The 13,030-nt window shown below is 64.6% G+C and carries 13 protein-coding genes and 2 tRNA genes; 3 read left to right on the top strand and 12 right to left on the bottom strand.

The window, feature by feature from the left end:
* Nucleotides 1-48: 48 nt before the first annotated feature.
* Together ugpQ and SUTH_RS03975 are read right to left on the bottom strand one after the other, a co-directional pair.
* Nucleotides 49-768: a glycerophosphodiester phosphodiesterase gene (gene ugpQ, locus SUTH_RS03980; protein ID WP_041097263.1), complete on the bottom strand. Its 720-nt coding sequence runs from the start codon at nt 766-768 to the stop codon at nt 49-51.
* Nucleotides 768-2,039: an extracellular solute-binding protein gene (locus SUTH_RS03975; RefSeq protein WP_052473195.1), complete on the bottom strand. Its 1,272-nt coding sequence runs from the start codon at nt 2,037-2,039 to the stop codon at nt 768-770. Before SUTH_RS03975 ends, ugpQ begins: the two co-directional genes overlap by 1 nt.
* A gap of 148 nt (nt 2,040-2,187) precedes the next feature.
* Here SUTH_RS03975 and SUTH_RS03970 point away from each other — a divergent pair, with 148 nt between their 5' ends.
* From SUTH_RS03970 to SUTH_RS03960, 3 genes are all read left to right on the top strand, one after another.
* Nucleotides 2,188-2,763 (top strand): hypothetical protein, encoded by a 576-nt coding sequence (locus tag SUTH_RS03970; protein WP_041097261.1) that lies wholly within the window; start codon nt 2,188-2,190, stop codon nt 2,761-2,763.
* An 83-nt stretch (nt 2,764-2,846) separates the two neighbouring features.
* Nucleotides 2,847-2,923 (top strand) — tRNA-Arg (locus SUTH_RS03965).
* Between the two features lie 103 nt (nt 2,924-3,026).
* A complete protein-coding gene (locus SUTH_RS03960) occupies nt 3,027-3,410 on the top strand; it encodes a cupin domain-containing protein (protein WP_041097260.1) in 384 nt (127 codons plus the stop codon).
* 64 nt (nt 3,411-3,474) lie between these two features.
* Here the strand turns inward: SUTH_RS03960 and SUTH_RS03955 are convergent.
* The 10 genes from SUTH_RS03955 to SUTH_RS03910 all read right to left on the bottom strand — a co-directional run bounded on the left by SUTH_RS03955 (nt 3,475) and on the right by SUTH_RS03910 (nt 12,926).
* Nucleotides 3,475-3,550: transfer RNA gene (locus SUTH_RS03955), tRNA-Ala, on the bottom strand.
* Nucleotides 3,551-3,677: 127 nt separating this feature from the next.
* Nucleotides 3,678-3,947, bottom strand: a complete 270-nt coding sequence (locus SUTH_RS03950; protein WP_197539645.1) for a hypothetical protein — start codon at nt 3,945-3,947, stop codon at nt 3,678-3,680.
* 94 nt (nt 3,948-4,041) lie between these two features.
* Nucleotides 4,042-5,013, bottom strand: coding sequence for an L-threonylcarbamoyladenylate synthase (locus SUTH_RS03945; protein ID WP_041097256.1), 972 nt, complete (start codon nt 5,011-5,013; stop codon nt 4,042-4,044).
* Nucleotides 5,006-6,154: a 5-(carboxyamino)imidazole ribonucleotide synthase gene (locus SUTH_RS03940; RefSeq protein WP_041097254.1), complete on the bottom strand. Its 1,149-nt coding sequence runs from the start codon at nt 6,152-6,154 to the stop codon at nt 5,006-5,008. The genes SUTH_RS03945 and SUTH_RS03940 overlap by 8 nt, the downstream gene beginning before the upstream one ends.
* Nucleotides 6,155-6,158: 4 nt before the next feature.
* Nucleotides 6,159-7,427, bottom strand: a complete 1,269-nt coding sequence (purD, locus tag SUTH_RS03935) for a phosphoribosylamine--glycine ligase (RefSeq protein WP_041097252.1) — start codon at nt 7,425-7,427, stop codon at nt 6,159-6,161.
* 3 nt (nt 7,428-7,430) lie between these two features.
* The gene (purH, locus tag SUTH_RS03930) at nt 7,431-9,002 is read right to left on the bottom strand and encodes a bifunctional phosphoribosylaminoimidazolecarboxamide formyltransferase/IMP cyclohydrolase (protein WP_041097250.1); all 1,572 of its coding nucleotides are present in this window, start codon (nt 9,000-9,002) and stop codon (nt 7,431-7,433) included.
* Nucleotides 9,003-9,167: 165 nt separating this feature from the next.
* Nucleotides 9,168-9,395, bottom strand: coding sequence for a helix-turn-helix domain-containing protein (locus tag SUTH_RS03925; RefSeq protein WP_041097248.1), 228 nt, complete (start codon nt 9,393-9,395; stop codon nt 9,168-9,170).
* Nucleotides 9,392-10,414 (bottom strand): tRNA dihydrouridine synthase DusB, encoded by a 1,023-nt coding sequence (dusB, locus tag SUTH_RS03920; RefSeq protein ID WP_041097247.1) that lies wholly within the window; start codon nt 10,412-10,414, stop codon nt 9,392-9,394. The genes SUTH_RS03925 and dusB overlap by 4 nt, the downstream gene beginning before the upstream one ends.
* A gap of 90 nt (nt 10,415-10,504) precedes the next feature.
* Nucleotides 10,505-11,602: an FAD-dependent monooxygenase gene (locus SUTH_RS03915; RefSeq protein WP_041097245.1), complete on the bottom strand. Its 1,098-nt coding sequence runs from the start codon at nt 11,600-11,602 to the stop codon at nt 10,505-10,507.
* The gene (locus tag SUTH_RS03910; RefSeq protein ID WP_041097243.1) at nt 11,592-12,926 is read right to left on the bottom strand and encodes an aminopeptidase P N-terminal domain-containing protein; all 1,335 of its coding nucleotides are present in this window, start codon (nt 12,924-12,926) and stop codon (nt 11,592-11,594) included. The genes SUTH_RS03915 and SUTH_RS03910 overlap by 11 nt, the downstream gene beginning before the upstream one ends.
* Nucleotides 12,927-13,030: the final 104 nt, after the last annotated feature.

Here is a 13,030-nt window from a genome sequence, read left to right as displayed (position 1 = left end):
ATACCCGTCGATGTTGACACGTGAAATGTAAGCGACTGTTAGCCGCGCTTACATTTCCTCTAGCGCCCAGAGATCGGGGCGGTCGGAAAAGACCGCGCTCACGCCCATGGCAAACAAGCGCTCGGCCTCGTCGCGGCGATTGATCGTGTAACAGGCCAGCGGAAACCCCTCGGCGCGAACCGCTGCGGCGACCCCGGCGGTCAAGCCTCGCGCCGAACAATGCAAGGCCATCGCGCCGAGGCCGGCCAAGCGCTCGCGCCAGTCGGCCGGAATCACCTCGACCAGCAGGGCGCGCGGCAACTGGGGCGCTTCCGCCGCCGCCGCCCGCAGGGCCGTCTCGGAGAAGGAAGACAAGACCAGTCGACCGCCTCCCGCCGCCGCATGGCGGGCCACCACGCGGCCGGTCGCGGCCTCGTGTCCGACGGCAGGCTTGATTTCGACATTGGCCCACAAACCCAGCGCGGCGCACAGTTGCAGGGCTGCATCGAGAGTCGGCACCGGCTCCACGGCGAAAGCGGCATGGTGCCGGATGCCGGCATCGAGCCGGATCAACCGGGCCGAGTCCATGTCGGCCACCCGCCCCTGTCCCGAGGTGGTGCGTTCGAGCGTCTCGTCATGGATCAGCACCGGCACGCCATCGGCCGCCAGCATGGCATCGAACTCCACCCCGCGACATCCCAGACGCGCCGCGAGTCGCAAACCCGCCAGGGTGTTCTCCGGGGCCAGCGCACCGCCGCAACGATGCGCGATGATGCGCGGGTAGCCCATCACTTGCGCGAAGCGGCCACCGCCCTGGCTGGCGCCGGCGAGGGGGCTATCGCCTCATTGACCCGCCGTACCGTGTTGTCGAGGGCCTCCTTGGCCGCCCGATCGGTGGTCCAGACAAAGGCCACTTCTTCGCCGAGGAACTCGTGCAGGCGATCGCGGATCGGCCCGTGCTTGACCCGCGTGCTGCCCTTCTTCGACACCGACAAACGCTTTTGCGCCGCATCGAGCAGATGGTTGGGAATGCCCGAGTCGCGCAGTGCCGCCACCGCTCCCGGCGTCATCGGCAAATAGCTGGTGGCGTGTACCCACTCCCTTTGCACATCGGGCCGCAGCAGAAAGCTCATGAAGCGCGCCGCCAGCTTGTATTCATCTTTTTTGTGCCCGGCCAGCACCCACAGCCCGGCGCCGTCGGGCAGCACGTCGGCCGGCTTGGCCGCATACACATCGTCGTAGTGCGGCAGGGGCGCAACGCCGACATCGATGCCGGCACGTTTGGCTTCGGCATACAGCGATGATTCACCGGTCAGCATCGCGCACTCGCCGCTGAGAAAGCGCCGGTTGCCTTCGCGTCCCGGCCCCGAGTAATGGAAGTAGCGGCTCTTCTGCCAGCTCGCCAGAAGCGCAAGATGCTTGACGTTGACCATGCCATTGACCAGCACCTTGTCCACCTTGCCCGCCTTGCCCATCACCGCCTCGCCGGCCTGCGACGAAATGTTCTCGGAATGCACCCAGGCGAAGCGCGCCGTGGTCAGCGGACACTTGCCGCCCTTGTCGTAAATCTCGCCTGCGGTTTTCTGCAATTCCCACCAGGTCTTGCCCGGCTTCTCGGGATCGACACCGGCCTTGCGCAAGGCGTCGCGATTGGTGAACAACACCGGCAGCGCAAGGGCCAGCGGCAGCGCCTGGATGCGCCCGCTGGCATCATCTACCGCATCGGCCACCTGCGGATAAAACTGCCCGGCATCGAGTTTCTGCCCGGCTTCACGCATGACTTCATGCAGGGCGCGGAAACGCGGCCGGGTGCCGAACAACTCCATGCTGTCGTCGGGATCGAGCAGGGCCAGATGCGGCAATACATGCCTGTTTTCCAGCCCCCGGGCGTCCTGCAGCACCACCTTGCCCTTGCCCTTCAGCTCGTCGTTGAAACGCAGCACCAGGGTCGCCAGTGTATCCAGCGCCTTGCCGTCGAGATCGTGACGCAGGCTGATCTCCTGCGCGAAAACCGAGCACGCCGCACCGCAGCCGAGCAAAGTCCACAGAATTCCTTTCATTCCCCCGCCTCTTATTCACTGAACAGACGGAAGTTTATACGCGATCTGCCTCGCTCCAGACAATTGCGCCGGCATCTGTTCTCGACTACCCTATGACGGTCTGCAAAGCACGGAGAGAAGGGCCGTTCGAGCCCGCAGTGGAAGCGCCATGAACAATGCACAACGCATCGCACTGATGGTCGCAGTCGCCAACCTCGTGTTGCTTCTGTTGTTCCCGCCCTTCGATTACGCCTCGTTGCAGCGCGGCGGCATACCCACTTTCGACGGCTTCTACTTTGCTTTCGGCTCCCATCCGAACCGGATCGTCAACGCGAACTTCCTCGCGCTCGAGATCATCGTCGTCCTGATCAATGCCTGTATCGCCCTGTTGTTGCTGCGCGACCCGCCGGTGCGGAAAACCCTGAATCCGGGTGGCAATCGCAGGCAAAGAATCGTTCTGGTGCTGATGGCGATCAATCTGGTGCTGGTGCTCCTGTTCCCCCCCTTCGAGTTCTTCGGATCGATCACCAAGGCCGCCCTGCCGACCTTCGAGGGTTTCTATTTCGTCCTTGCCGACAACTCCCAGCGACAACTGGTGGCGCCCATTCTCTATATCGAGGTCGCGCTGGTCATCATCAATGGCGCCCTGCTCTGGCTCTTGTTCAAGGACAAGGGGCCGGGCGAGGCCTCGGCAGAGCAGGTGAGGGAACTGGCGCGACGGGTACGCGCGGCGCAGAACAAGTAAGGCCCAGCCGCCCGGCTCGGCCGTCTGCGCATCGCTTCCATCTTGTCTTCGCCGTTTTCTTCGGTATAATCCGGCCCTCTCAAGCGCCCGTAGCTCATCTGGATAGAGTACTTGGCTACGAACCAAGGGGTAGGGAGTTCGAATCTCTCCGGGCGCGCCAGTACCAGAAAAGGGTCTGCAGAAATGCAGGCCCTTTTCATTTTCCGTGTCGCCAGCACGAGGGCGGCCGAGTCCAGGCTGCGCAGAACAATGGGAGACCGACCATGTCCACTTTCACCAAGGTGATCCTCTATACCGACAGCGACGGCCGGGCGAAATTCCGCGAGGAACAGCTTGCGCTAAACGAAGGTACGCCCCAGGCGATGCTGTCGGCGGTGCTGCCGGCCACCGGTTGCCAACTGCGCCAAAGCCCCGTCGGCTTTCGCAGCCAGTTCCATTGCACCACGGAGCCGCAATGGCTGTTCGTGCTCGGCGGCGAAATGAAAATCGGCCTGCAAGACGGCAGCAGTCGCAACTTCAGGGCCGGCGATCACTTCTTCTCGGCCGACCTGCTGCCCGCAGGCGCGACCTTCGACCCGAAGATACACGGTCACTGGAGTTGCCAGGTGGGCGAGCATCCGCTGGTAACGCTGTTCGTCAAGACCTGACGCCGGATGCAACAAGTGGAATTCCGCCGGGCGCAGCTGCTGCCGGCGATGCACGGCAGCAAAATGGTGGAGGTGAGCGGGATCGAACCGCTGGCCTCGACGTTGCGAACGTCGCGCTCTCCCAACTGAGCTACACCCCCATTGCGTGGGGCAAATTATAGCAACCGGGGTAGCGCTAGGGAAGCGGGCACGCCTTGTGCGCCGGGAATTCCGCTTTGCCGGCGCGCGAAGCGCTTTCTCCGGCATGCAGAGCTCTGCGGGCTGGTGTCAGGCCAGACTCACCTCGTCCATGCTGCATTTGGTGACACCCAGGGCAGTGCGTATCACCAGGGGATAGATGTTGCCGATGAACTGGCCGAAGCTGGCGATGTTGTAGCCGACCACGATGCCCGGGATGCTGCCGACCAGCACTTCGCGTCCGACCACAAAACCGTGATTGATGGCGGTATTCACTGCCGATCCGATCATGCGGCCTGACCGCGCCGAATCATGTCCAGCCTTTCCCGAACGTGAGCCGTTGCGCTCGTTGGCAGCCATAGTCATCTCCTGCGGGCGGAAAACCCGCCCCTTCAGGAAAATTATCGGCCGCCGCGCAAAAACTTTAGGGCCTGATGACAGTAATGTTTCACCCCTATTTCGATCCCGCCGCAGCGCGCCGCAATCTGTCTGCCACGGCTCGCCAGGCTTCTTCGGCGGACGGGGCGGCAACCAGGAGCAGATCGCAGCCGATGCCATCGAGTTCGCGCAGCCGGGCATACAGATCGTGGGCGAACTGCGCCGGGTCGGCGCTGGCGGAACGCCAGACGAGCTTGTCGTGGCTGAAGGCGAGCGGCTGGTTGGCCAGTACGGCAACGCGCCGGCCGGTGTCGAGTGCCTGGCGCGCGGTTTCCGCAAGCGCTTCCGCGGCCACCAGCTGCAAGGGCGTGCGCGGCGCATAGTGCGCTTCGAGGCTGCCGGAGACGCGCGGCGCGTTCTGCGTACCGCCGAATTCCGGAGCACGCCCCAGGACCGCGCCGATGTCGGCCGCATCAATCATGCCGGGGCGCAGTATCCGCAGTTCGCTGCCGGAGAGATCGAGGATGGTGGATTCGATGCCGACGTCGCAGGGGCCGCCATCGAGGATCATCGCCACGGCATCGCCGAACTCCTCGCGCACATGCGCCGCCGTGGTCGGGCTGACATGGCCGAAGCGATTGGCCGAGGGCGCGGCCAATCCACCACCATTCGCGCCACCGAATTCGCACAGCAATTGCAGGGCCAGCGGATGGTTCGGCACGCGCAGGCCGACCGTGTCCTGGCCGCCGGTGATGGCATCGGACACCGAAGGGTGGCGCTTGAGGATCAGCGTCAGGGGGCCCGGCCAAAATGCGGCGGCGAGTTTTCGGGCCGTATCGGGAATGTCGACAGCCCAGCGTTCGAGATGCGAGGCGTCGGGCAAATGGACGATCAGCGGATGATCGGCGGGCCGGCCCTTGGCCGCAAATATTTTGGCAATGGCCTGCGGATTGCTCGCATCGGCGCCAAGGCCATAAACGGTCTCGGTGGGAAAGGCGACCAGTTCGCCGGCGCGCAGCAAGGCGACTGCGCGAGCCAGCTCAGTCATCCTGAATGCCGATCAATCGCCGTGCCGCCAGCGCCGACTCCTGCACTTTCTGCGCATCGCTGCCGATCACGGTGAAATGGCCCATCTTGCGCCCCGGCCTGGCGTGGTGCTTGCCGTAGAGATGCAGCTTCAGATTCGGCACCGCGAGCAGCTTCGCCCAGTCGGGTTCGTGGCTGTGATGGGGGTCCTTCAGGTACCACAGATCGCCGAGCAGATTCACCATCACCGCGGCCGAATGCGCGCGCGCCTCGCCCAGCGGCAGGCCGGTGAGCGCCCGCACCTGCTGCTCGAACTGGTTGGTGACGCAGGCATCGATCGTGTAATGCCCCGAGTTGTGCGGCCGCGGCGCCATTTCGTTGACGAAGAGCTGGCCGCGCACGATGAAGAACTCGACCGCCAGGGTGCCGACATAATCCATTTTCTGTGCGATGCCCTCGGCGATCTCCTGTGCATTGCCGGCAACACAGCCCGAGGTGCGCGCCGGCACGATCGACACATCGAGGATGCCGTGGCGGTGGCTGTTCTCGGCAGTGGGGAAACACTTCACCACGCCGGCCGCATCACGCGTCAGCACCACCGAGACTTCGTAATCGAGCGGCAGCATTTGTTCGAGCACGCAGGGCTCGTGCTTCAACTGGCGGAAGGCGAGCAGCGCTTCTTCGCGGTTCTGTACCCGCACCTGCCCCTTGCCGTCGTAGCCGAAGCGGGCCACCTTGAGGATGCCGGGAAACAAGCCCGCGTTGGCCTGCGCGATGTCGGCTTCGCTGCGCACATCCGTGTAGGGGGCGTGAGGAAAGCCGTGCTGCTTGAGAAAGCCTTTTTCCGCGCTACGATTCTGGCTGATGGCGACGGCCTCGGCACTCGGACGCACCGGAAGGAATTTCGACAGATAGGCCAGGCTGCCCGCCGGCACATTTTCGAATTCGGTGGTCACCGCGGCACAGGACTCGGCCATCCGGTTCAGCGCATCGGGATCGTCGTAGGCGGCCACCAGATGCTGGTCGGCAATGCGCCCGGCGGGACTCTGCGCGTCGGGATCGAGGACGACGACGCGGTAGCCCAGTTCGTGGGCGGCGATGACGAAGAAGCGGCCCAACTGGCCGCCGCCGAGCATGCCGAGCGTGGCTGGAGGGAGGATCATTGTCTCAGCGCTTGATGGCGCGAAAGCCGATATCGCGACGACATTGCATGCCGTCGAAACTGATCGGGTCGAGCACTTCGTAGGCGCGCTTCTGCGCCACCTTGACGTTGTCGCCCAGCGCCGTGACGCAGAGCACGCGCCCGCCCGCCGTCACCACCTCGCCGTCGGTCTGTGCCGTGCCGGCATGGAATACGTGGCTGTCCTCGGTCGGCGCCGGCAGGCCGTGAATCACGTCGCCCTTGCGCGGGGCATCGGGATAGTTCGCGGCGGCCATCACCACACCAAGGGCGACGCGGCGATCCCACTCTGCTTCGACTTCGTTGAGGCGACCGTCGATGGCGGCATCCACCAGTTCGACCAGATTGCTCTTCAGCCGCATCATGATCGGCTGGGTTTCCGGGTCGCCCATGCGGCAGTTGAATTCGAGCACGCGCAGGCCGCCGTCGGGCTTGATCATCAGACCCGCATAGAGGAACCCGGTGTAGACGATGCCGTCCGCCGCCATGCCGTTGATGGTCGGCATGATCACTTCGCGCATGACGCGCGCGTGAATCTCCGGCGTCACCACCGGTGCCGGCGAATAGGCACCCATGCCCCCGGTATTCGGACCCTGATCGCCATCCTTGAGCCGCTTGTGGTCCTGGCTGGTGGCCAGCGGCAGGGCGTGATGGCCGTCGGCCATGACGATGAAACTGGCTTCCTCGCCATCAAGGAATTCCTCGATGACGACACGGGCGCCAGCATCGCCGAGCTTGTTGTCGGCCAGCATCATGTCCACGGCGGCATGGGCTTCGCGGACGCCCATCGCCACCACGACGCCCTTGCCGGCGGCCAGCCCGTCGGCCTTGATGACGATGGGCGCGCCCTCGGCACCGATGTAGGCATGAGCGGCCTTGCTGTCGGCGAAGGTCTGGAACTTCGCCGTCGGGATCTTGTGCCGCGTCATGAAGCGCTTGGCAAAATCCTTGGAACTTTCCAGCTGCGCCGCGGCCTTGGTCGGCCCGAAGATGCGCAGGTTGCGGGCGCGGAAGACATCAACGATGCCGGCCGCCAGCGGCGCCTCGGGCCCCACCACGGTGGCATGCACCTTTTCGCGCTGGGCCCAGTCGGCCAGTTCGTTGATGTCGCTGAGCGGAAGATTCTCCAGTTCCTGCTCGCGTGCCGTGCCGGCATTGCCCGGCGCGACATAGACCTTCTGCATCCCGGGAGCCTGCGCGAGGCGCCAGGCCAGTGCGTGTTCGCGTCCGCCGGAACCGACTACGAGGATTCTCATGGCTCAGTGACGGAAGTGGCGGAAACCCGTAAATACCATCGCCAGATTCTGCTCGTCTGCGGCGGCGATGACTTCGGCATCGCGCACCGAGCCGCCGGGCTGGATCACCGCTGTCGCACCGGCCTTGGCCAAGACGTCGAGGCCGTCGCGGAAGGGGAAGAAGGCGTCCGACGCGACCACCGAACCGGCCACCGTAAGGCCGTTGTTCTCGGCCTTGATCGCGGCGATGCGGGCGGAGTCGACGCGGCTCATCTGGCCGGCGCCGACGCCGACGGTCATGGCGTCCTTGCAGTACACGATGGCATTCGACTTGACGTACTTGGCAACGCGCCAGGCGAACAGCAGGTCGCTCATCTCGGTCGCGGTCGGCGCACGCCTGGTCACCACCTTGATGTCCGCCGGCGTGATGCGCGCCTCGTCGGCGCTTTGCACCAGCAGGCCGCCACCGACGCGCTTGTAATCCATCAGCCCGCTGGCTTTGCCCATCGGCACGATCAGCACGCGCAGGTTCTGCTTGGCGGCAAACACGGCGCGCGCATCGCTGGTGATCTCGGGAGCGATGATGACTTCGGCGAACTGTCCGGCCACGGCTTCGGCGGTGGCCTTGTCGATCGCGCAGTTGAAGGAGATGATGCCGCCGAAGGCCGAGGTCGGATCGGTCTTGAAGGCCTTGCGATACGCCTCCAGCGCCGAGCCGGCGATCGCCACGCCGCACGGGTTGGCGTGCTTGACGATGACGCAGGCAATCTCGCCATCGAAGGCCTTGACGCATTCCCAGGCCGCGTCGGCGTCACCGATGTTGTTGTAGCTGAGTTCCTTGCCCTGCAGTTGCTGATAGCTGGCAATGCTGCCGGGGACCGGCACCGGCTCGCGGTAGAACGCCGCCTGCTGGTGCGGGTTCTCGCCGTAGCGCATGGTGTCGACCTTGTCGAAGGCCAGTTGCAGTCTTTCGGGGAATGCGCCGGGCTTGTTCTGTTCGTCGAGCGAAGTCAGCCAGTTGGAAATCGCCGAGTCGTAACGCGCGGTATGGGTGAAAGCCTTTTTCGCCAGCGCGAACCGCGTCTTGTATGACAGCGCGCCGCCGGACTTGAGTTCGTCGAGGATAGCTGCATAGTCCTCGGGATCGGTGACCACGCCGACGCCGCCCTGTTCGTTGCCGTGGTTCTTCGCCGCGGCGCGGACCATGGTCGGGCCGCCGATGTCGATGTTCTCGATGGCGTCGTCGAGCGAGCAGCCGGGCTTGGCGACGGTCTCGCGGAAGGGATAGAGGTTCACCACGACCAGGTCGATGGCCGGGATGCCGTGCTTGACCATCGTCGCCTCATGCTCGGCGTTGCCGCGAATGCCGAGGATGCCGCCATGCACCTTGGGGTGCAGGGTCTTGACGCGGCCGTCGAGCATCTCGGGAAAGCCGGTGTAATCGGAGACGTCGGTGACGTCGAGCCCGGCATCGCGCAGCAGCTTGGCGGTGCCGCCGGTGGACAGCAGCTTGATGCCGAGTTGGGCAAGACCGCGAGCAAAATCGACCGTGCCGCGCTTGTCGGAAACGCTTAGCAGCGCTTGTGTGACCTTCATGGAGACCTCGGGAAATTAACGTGAAATACTTTGTACGGAGTCCCCTGTGATAAACGCGCGCAGCGCGCCGAACGGTAACCCCCCGCGAGGGGGGAAGGGGGGCGGGCGAATAATTGGCTTTTCGCGTGTTTCATCTTCGGCGAGTGGTGCCTGGTGCCATGAGCGTTAAAGCAATTCGTGTTCGACCAGCATGCGGCGCAAGGTGCCGCGGCTGATACCGAGCATGTCGGCGGCGACCGTCTGGTTGCCGTCCGCCTGTTTCATCACCACTTCCAGCATCGGCCGCTCGACGCATTTCAATACCATGCCGTAAATGGCATGCGGCGCCTGGCCGTCGAGATCGCGGAAGTAGCGATTGAGGGTCCGCCGGACACAGTCGTTTATTTCGCTCATGCGGCCCTCATTTCAAGAAGGGGCTCTTCATAGCGCAAACGCTCGTTGGCGGCGGCGTGCCCCAGGAAGAATTCGTCGGTGGCGGCGAGCTGTTCGTGCACGCTCTGCAACTGGTTCATGGCGTGCCGGAAATGCGCGGCGCCGACCAGGCCCTTGGTGTACCAGCTGATGTGCTTGCGCGCAATGCGCACGCCGGTCAGCTCGCCGTAGAACGCATACAGATCGGCAAGATGGCCGCGCAGGATGTCGTGGATTTCCGCTACCCGCGGTGGCGGCAGTTCTTCGCCGCTTGCCAGGAAGTGTTCGATCTCGCGGAACAGCCAGGGCCGCCCCTGCGCCGCGCGGCCGATCATGACGCCGTCGGCACCGGTGTAATCGAGCACGTAGCGGGCTTTCTGCGGCGAGTTGATGTCGCCGTTGGCGATCACCGGAATCTTCACTTGCGACTTGACCAGGGCAATGGTGTCGTATTCCGCGCAACCCTGATACTGGTCGGCGCGCGTGCGGCCATGGATGGCAATGGCGCGGATGCCGGAGTCCTCGGCGATGCGGGCGATGCGCGGCGCGTTGCGATTGTCGCGATTCCAGCCGGTGCGAAACTTCAGCGTCACCGGCGTGTCGGGCACGGCGGCAACCACCGCTTCCAGGATTTTCGCCACCAGCGGCTCGTTCTGCATCAGGGCCGAGCCGGCCATGACGTTGCAGATCTTCTTGGCCGGGCAGCCCATGTTGATGTCGATGATCTGCGCGCCGTTGTCGGCGTTGTACTTCGCTGCCTGCGCCATCATCGCCGGATCGGCGCCGGCGATCTGCACCGAAATCGGATCGACCTCGCCTTCGTGGTCGGCACGGCGACGCGTCTTGGCGCTGCCATAGAGCAGGGAATTTGATGTCACCATTTCGGATACCGCAAGCCCGGCGCCAAGCTTTTTGCACAGCTGGCGAAAAGGACGATCCGTGACCCCGGCCATGGGCGCGACAAACAGGTTGTTGCGCAACTGAAAACCGAGGAAGTCCATGTCGGAAAGAAAGATGCGGTTGGGAAGGGCGCGATTTTAGCGCAAAGCGCGACGGCGGCAATCGAGGCTATTTATTGAAGCCAATAAAAATCAGGGCCATGCCCTGGCACCATAAATCATGCGCTTCGCCACAAATGCTCGCAGCGGCGGCAACAAGTCCAGCGCCAGCAGACCGGCGCCGCGCGCATGCTTCAAGGGCGGGAAACCCGAGGCAAAGCCGTCGATCAGCAGATCGGTGAAGGCGATCGCCCCGCGCCGGTCGACCTGGCGGCCGCGCGCATAGGCGGCCAGCACTTCCGGTGCGCCGGGATCGGTCGCCGCCCCAAGGGACTGCGCCAGTTCCCAGATGTCGCGCAAACCGAGATTGAAGCCCTGCCCAGCGACCGGATGCAAAGTTTGCGCGGCATTGCCGAGCCAGACCTGGCGTTCGCCCACCGGGTCGGGACGATAGCGCAGTCCGAGCGGATAGGCAGTGCGCGGACTTGCGGCGGTGAAGCGCAGGCGCGTGCCGAAACGCTGCTGCAACAGGGCGAGGAAGGCCGCATCGTCGAGCGCCTTGACGTCCGCAACGGTTTCGTCCGCACAGGTCAACACCACGGCGTAGCGGTCACCGAGCGGCAACAGCGCGACCGGGCCATCGCTGGTGAAACGTTCCCAGGCAACATTGCGATGCGGTGCCGCCACGCTCACGCTGCACAGCACGGCGTGCTGCCCGTAGTCACGCATCTCGCCGGCGCCGGCTTCAACAGCACCCTCGGCATAGGCCGTCAGCGGAAACATTGCCGTCTCGCCAGCGCCGACTCTTGTTCGCTCACGGTAGACAATCCCGGCGGCGCTCACGGCCGCGTCGAGCGCCGCGATCAGATCACTGGCCGGGAGCACCCAGCCGAGGTTTTTCAGGTCGAGCTCGGTCGCCCGCAACAGCGTGCGGCCAAAGCCGCCGCGCTGCGAGATATGTATGGCATCGATGGATGTTGCGGCAAGCCCGGACCAGACGCCGAGCCATTCGAGTATCTGCCGCGCGCCATCGGACAAGGCCAGCACGCGAGCGTCGCGGCTAACAACAGCACGTTCGCGGGCCTCGAAGATTTCTGCGGTGACGCCGTGGAGCTTCAATGCCAGCGCCAGGGCCATGCCGGCGGGCCCGCCGCCGACTATCGCGACAGCCTGGCTTGCTTCAGCCGCCACGGGCGTCCCGCATCAGCGCTTCGATGTCGGCGATTTTCTTCGGCGCGGCTACGGTAATTATTTCGCAGCCGCCGGCCGTCACCACCGCATCGTCCTCGATGCGCACGCCGATGTTCCAGAAGGCCTCGGGTACGTCTTCCGCCGGCCGGATGTAGCAACCGGGTTCGATGGTCAGCACCATGCCCGGCACCAGCGGCGCCCAGTGCTCGCCTTCCTTGTATTCACCGGCATCGTGCACATCCTTGCCCAGCCAGTGGCTGGTGCGGTGCATGTAGAAACGCTTGTAGCTTTCCGATTCGATCACGGCATCGCGCGATCCCGGCAGCAGCTTGAGGTCTACCATGCCCTGGGCCAGCACCTTCAGCGCCGCCTCGTGCGGATCGGCAAAGGTGGCGCCGGGTCGTACCGCCGCAATCGCCGCCGCCTGCGCGTCGAGCACCATGTCGTAGATATCGGCTTGCGGCCCGCTGAAACGGCCGTTGACCGGGAAACAGCGCGTGATGTCGGAGGCATAGCCGCCGAGTTCGCCGCCGGCATCGATCAGCAGCAGGTCGCCGTCCCTCAGGATCTGGTCGTTGCCGACGTAATGCAATACGCAGGCATTCGCGCCGCCGGCAACGATCGAGGTGTAGGCGGGATACTCGCAACCCTGCCGCCGAAACTCGTGCAGCAATTCTGCCTCGACTTCGTACTCGAAGCGTCCCGGCGCGACGAAACGCATGGCGCGCATGTGGGCGGCAGTGGAAATATCCGCGGCGCGGCGCATGGTGGCGAGCTCGGTGGCGTCCTTGACCAGGCGCATGGCATCCAGTTCGGCACGCACATCGCGGATCGCGGACGGCGCCCGCTTGCCGGTCCGGCTCTCGCCGCGCACCTTGTTCAGCGCGGCGGCGATCCGCTGATCCCAGCCGGCATCGTGTCCGATCGAAAACCACAGCACCGGCTGATCGGCCAGCAGTTCGGGCAGCTTGCCCTCCAGTTCGCCGATGGCATGGGCGGCATCGAGGCCGAACATTTCGCGGGCGCCGTCCGGGCCGTGGCGAAATCCATCCCAGATTTCACGCTCCAGGTTCTTCTCGCGACAGAACAGGATAGCCTGCGGTGACGTATCGCCGCGGCCGACGACAATCACCAGCACCGCTTCGGGCTCGGTGAAACCGGTCAGGTACTGAAAGTAGCTGTCGGCGCGATAGGGGTAGTGCGTGTCGCGATTGCGCGCCTGTTCCGGTGAAGTGGGAACGAGCGCGACACCGCCGCCGCCACGCGTCATGCGATCGATCAATGCGAGTCGGCGCTGGCGGCACGCCTCGAAAGAGTTCCCCATTCGGGAGGACGATGTATCCATCGGGCGATTATATGTCCCCGTGCTCCTGCATCGGGGACGGTGCTTTGCACGCCGGGGTTTCCGCTTTATGTCCCGCAGGGACG

Origin of the sequence: Sulfuritalea hydrogenivorans sk43H (assembly GCF_000828635.1) — a bacterium.
Taxonomy (GTDB): Bacteria; Pseudomonadota; Gammaproteobacteria; order Burkholderiales; family Rhodocyclaceae; genus Sulfuritalea; species Sulfuritalea hydrogenivorans.
Note: the sequence above shows the minus strand (reverse complement) of the source record. Positions and strands in the feature narration are given on the sequence as shown.

What these genes read in the sequence shown, in the direction of transcription:
- ugpQ (WP_041097263.1), bottom strand. Translation starts at nt 768, where the DNA reads ATGGGCTACCCGCGCATCATCGCGCATCGTTGCGGCGGTGCGCTGGCC.
- SUTH_RS03975 (WP_052473195.1), bottom strand. Translation starts at nt 2,039, where the DNA reads ATGAAAGGAATTCTGTGGACTTTGCTCGGCTGCGGTGCGGCGTGCTCG.
- SUTH_RS03970 (WP_041097261.1), top strand. Translation starts at nt 2,188, where the DNA reads ATGAACAATGCACAACGCATCGCACTGATGGTCGCAGTCGCCAACCTC.
- SUTH_RS03960 (WP_041097260.1), top strand. Translation starts at nt 3,027, where the DNA reads ATGTCCACTTTCACCAAGGTGATCCTCTATACCGACAGCGACGGCCGG.
- SUTH_RS03950 (WP_197539645.1), bottom strand. Translation starts at nt 3,947, where the DNA reads ATGGCTGCCAACGAGCGCAACGGCTCACGTTCGGGAAAGGCTGGACAT.
- SUTH_RS03945 (WP_041097256.1), bottom strand. Translation starts at nt 5,013, where the DNA reads ATGACTGAGCTGGCTCGCGCAGTCGCCTTGCTGCGCGCCGGCGAACTG.
- SUTH_RS03940 (WP_041097254.1), bottom strand. Translation starts at nt 6,154, where the DNA reads ATGATCCTCCCTCCAGCCACGCTCGGCATGCTCGGCGGCGGCCAGTTG.
- purD (WP_041097252.1), bottom strand. Translation starts at nt 7,427, where the DNA reads ATGAGAATCCTCGTAGTCGGTTCCGGCGGACGCGAACACGCACTGGCC.
- purH (WP_041097250.1), bottom strand. Translation starts at nt 9,002, where the DNA reads ATGAAGGTCACACAAGCGCTGCTAAGCGTTTCCGACAAGCGCGGCACG.
- SUTH_RS03925 (WP_041097248.1), bottom strand. Translation starts at nt 9,395, where the DNA reads ATGAGCGAAATAAACGACTGTGTCCGGCGGACCCTCAATCGCTACTTC.
- dusB (WP_041097247.1), bottom strand. Translation starts at nt 10,414, where the DNA reads ATGGACTTCCTCGGTTTTCAGTTGCGCAACAACCTGTTTGTCGCGCCC.
- SUTH_RS03910 (WP_041097243.1), bottom strand. Translation starts at nt 12,926, where the DNA reads ATGGGGAACTCTTTCGAGGCGTGCCGCCAGCGCCGACTCGCATTGATC.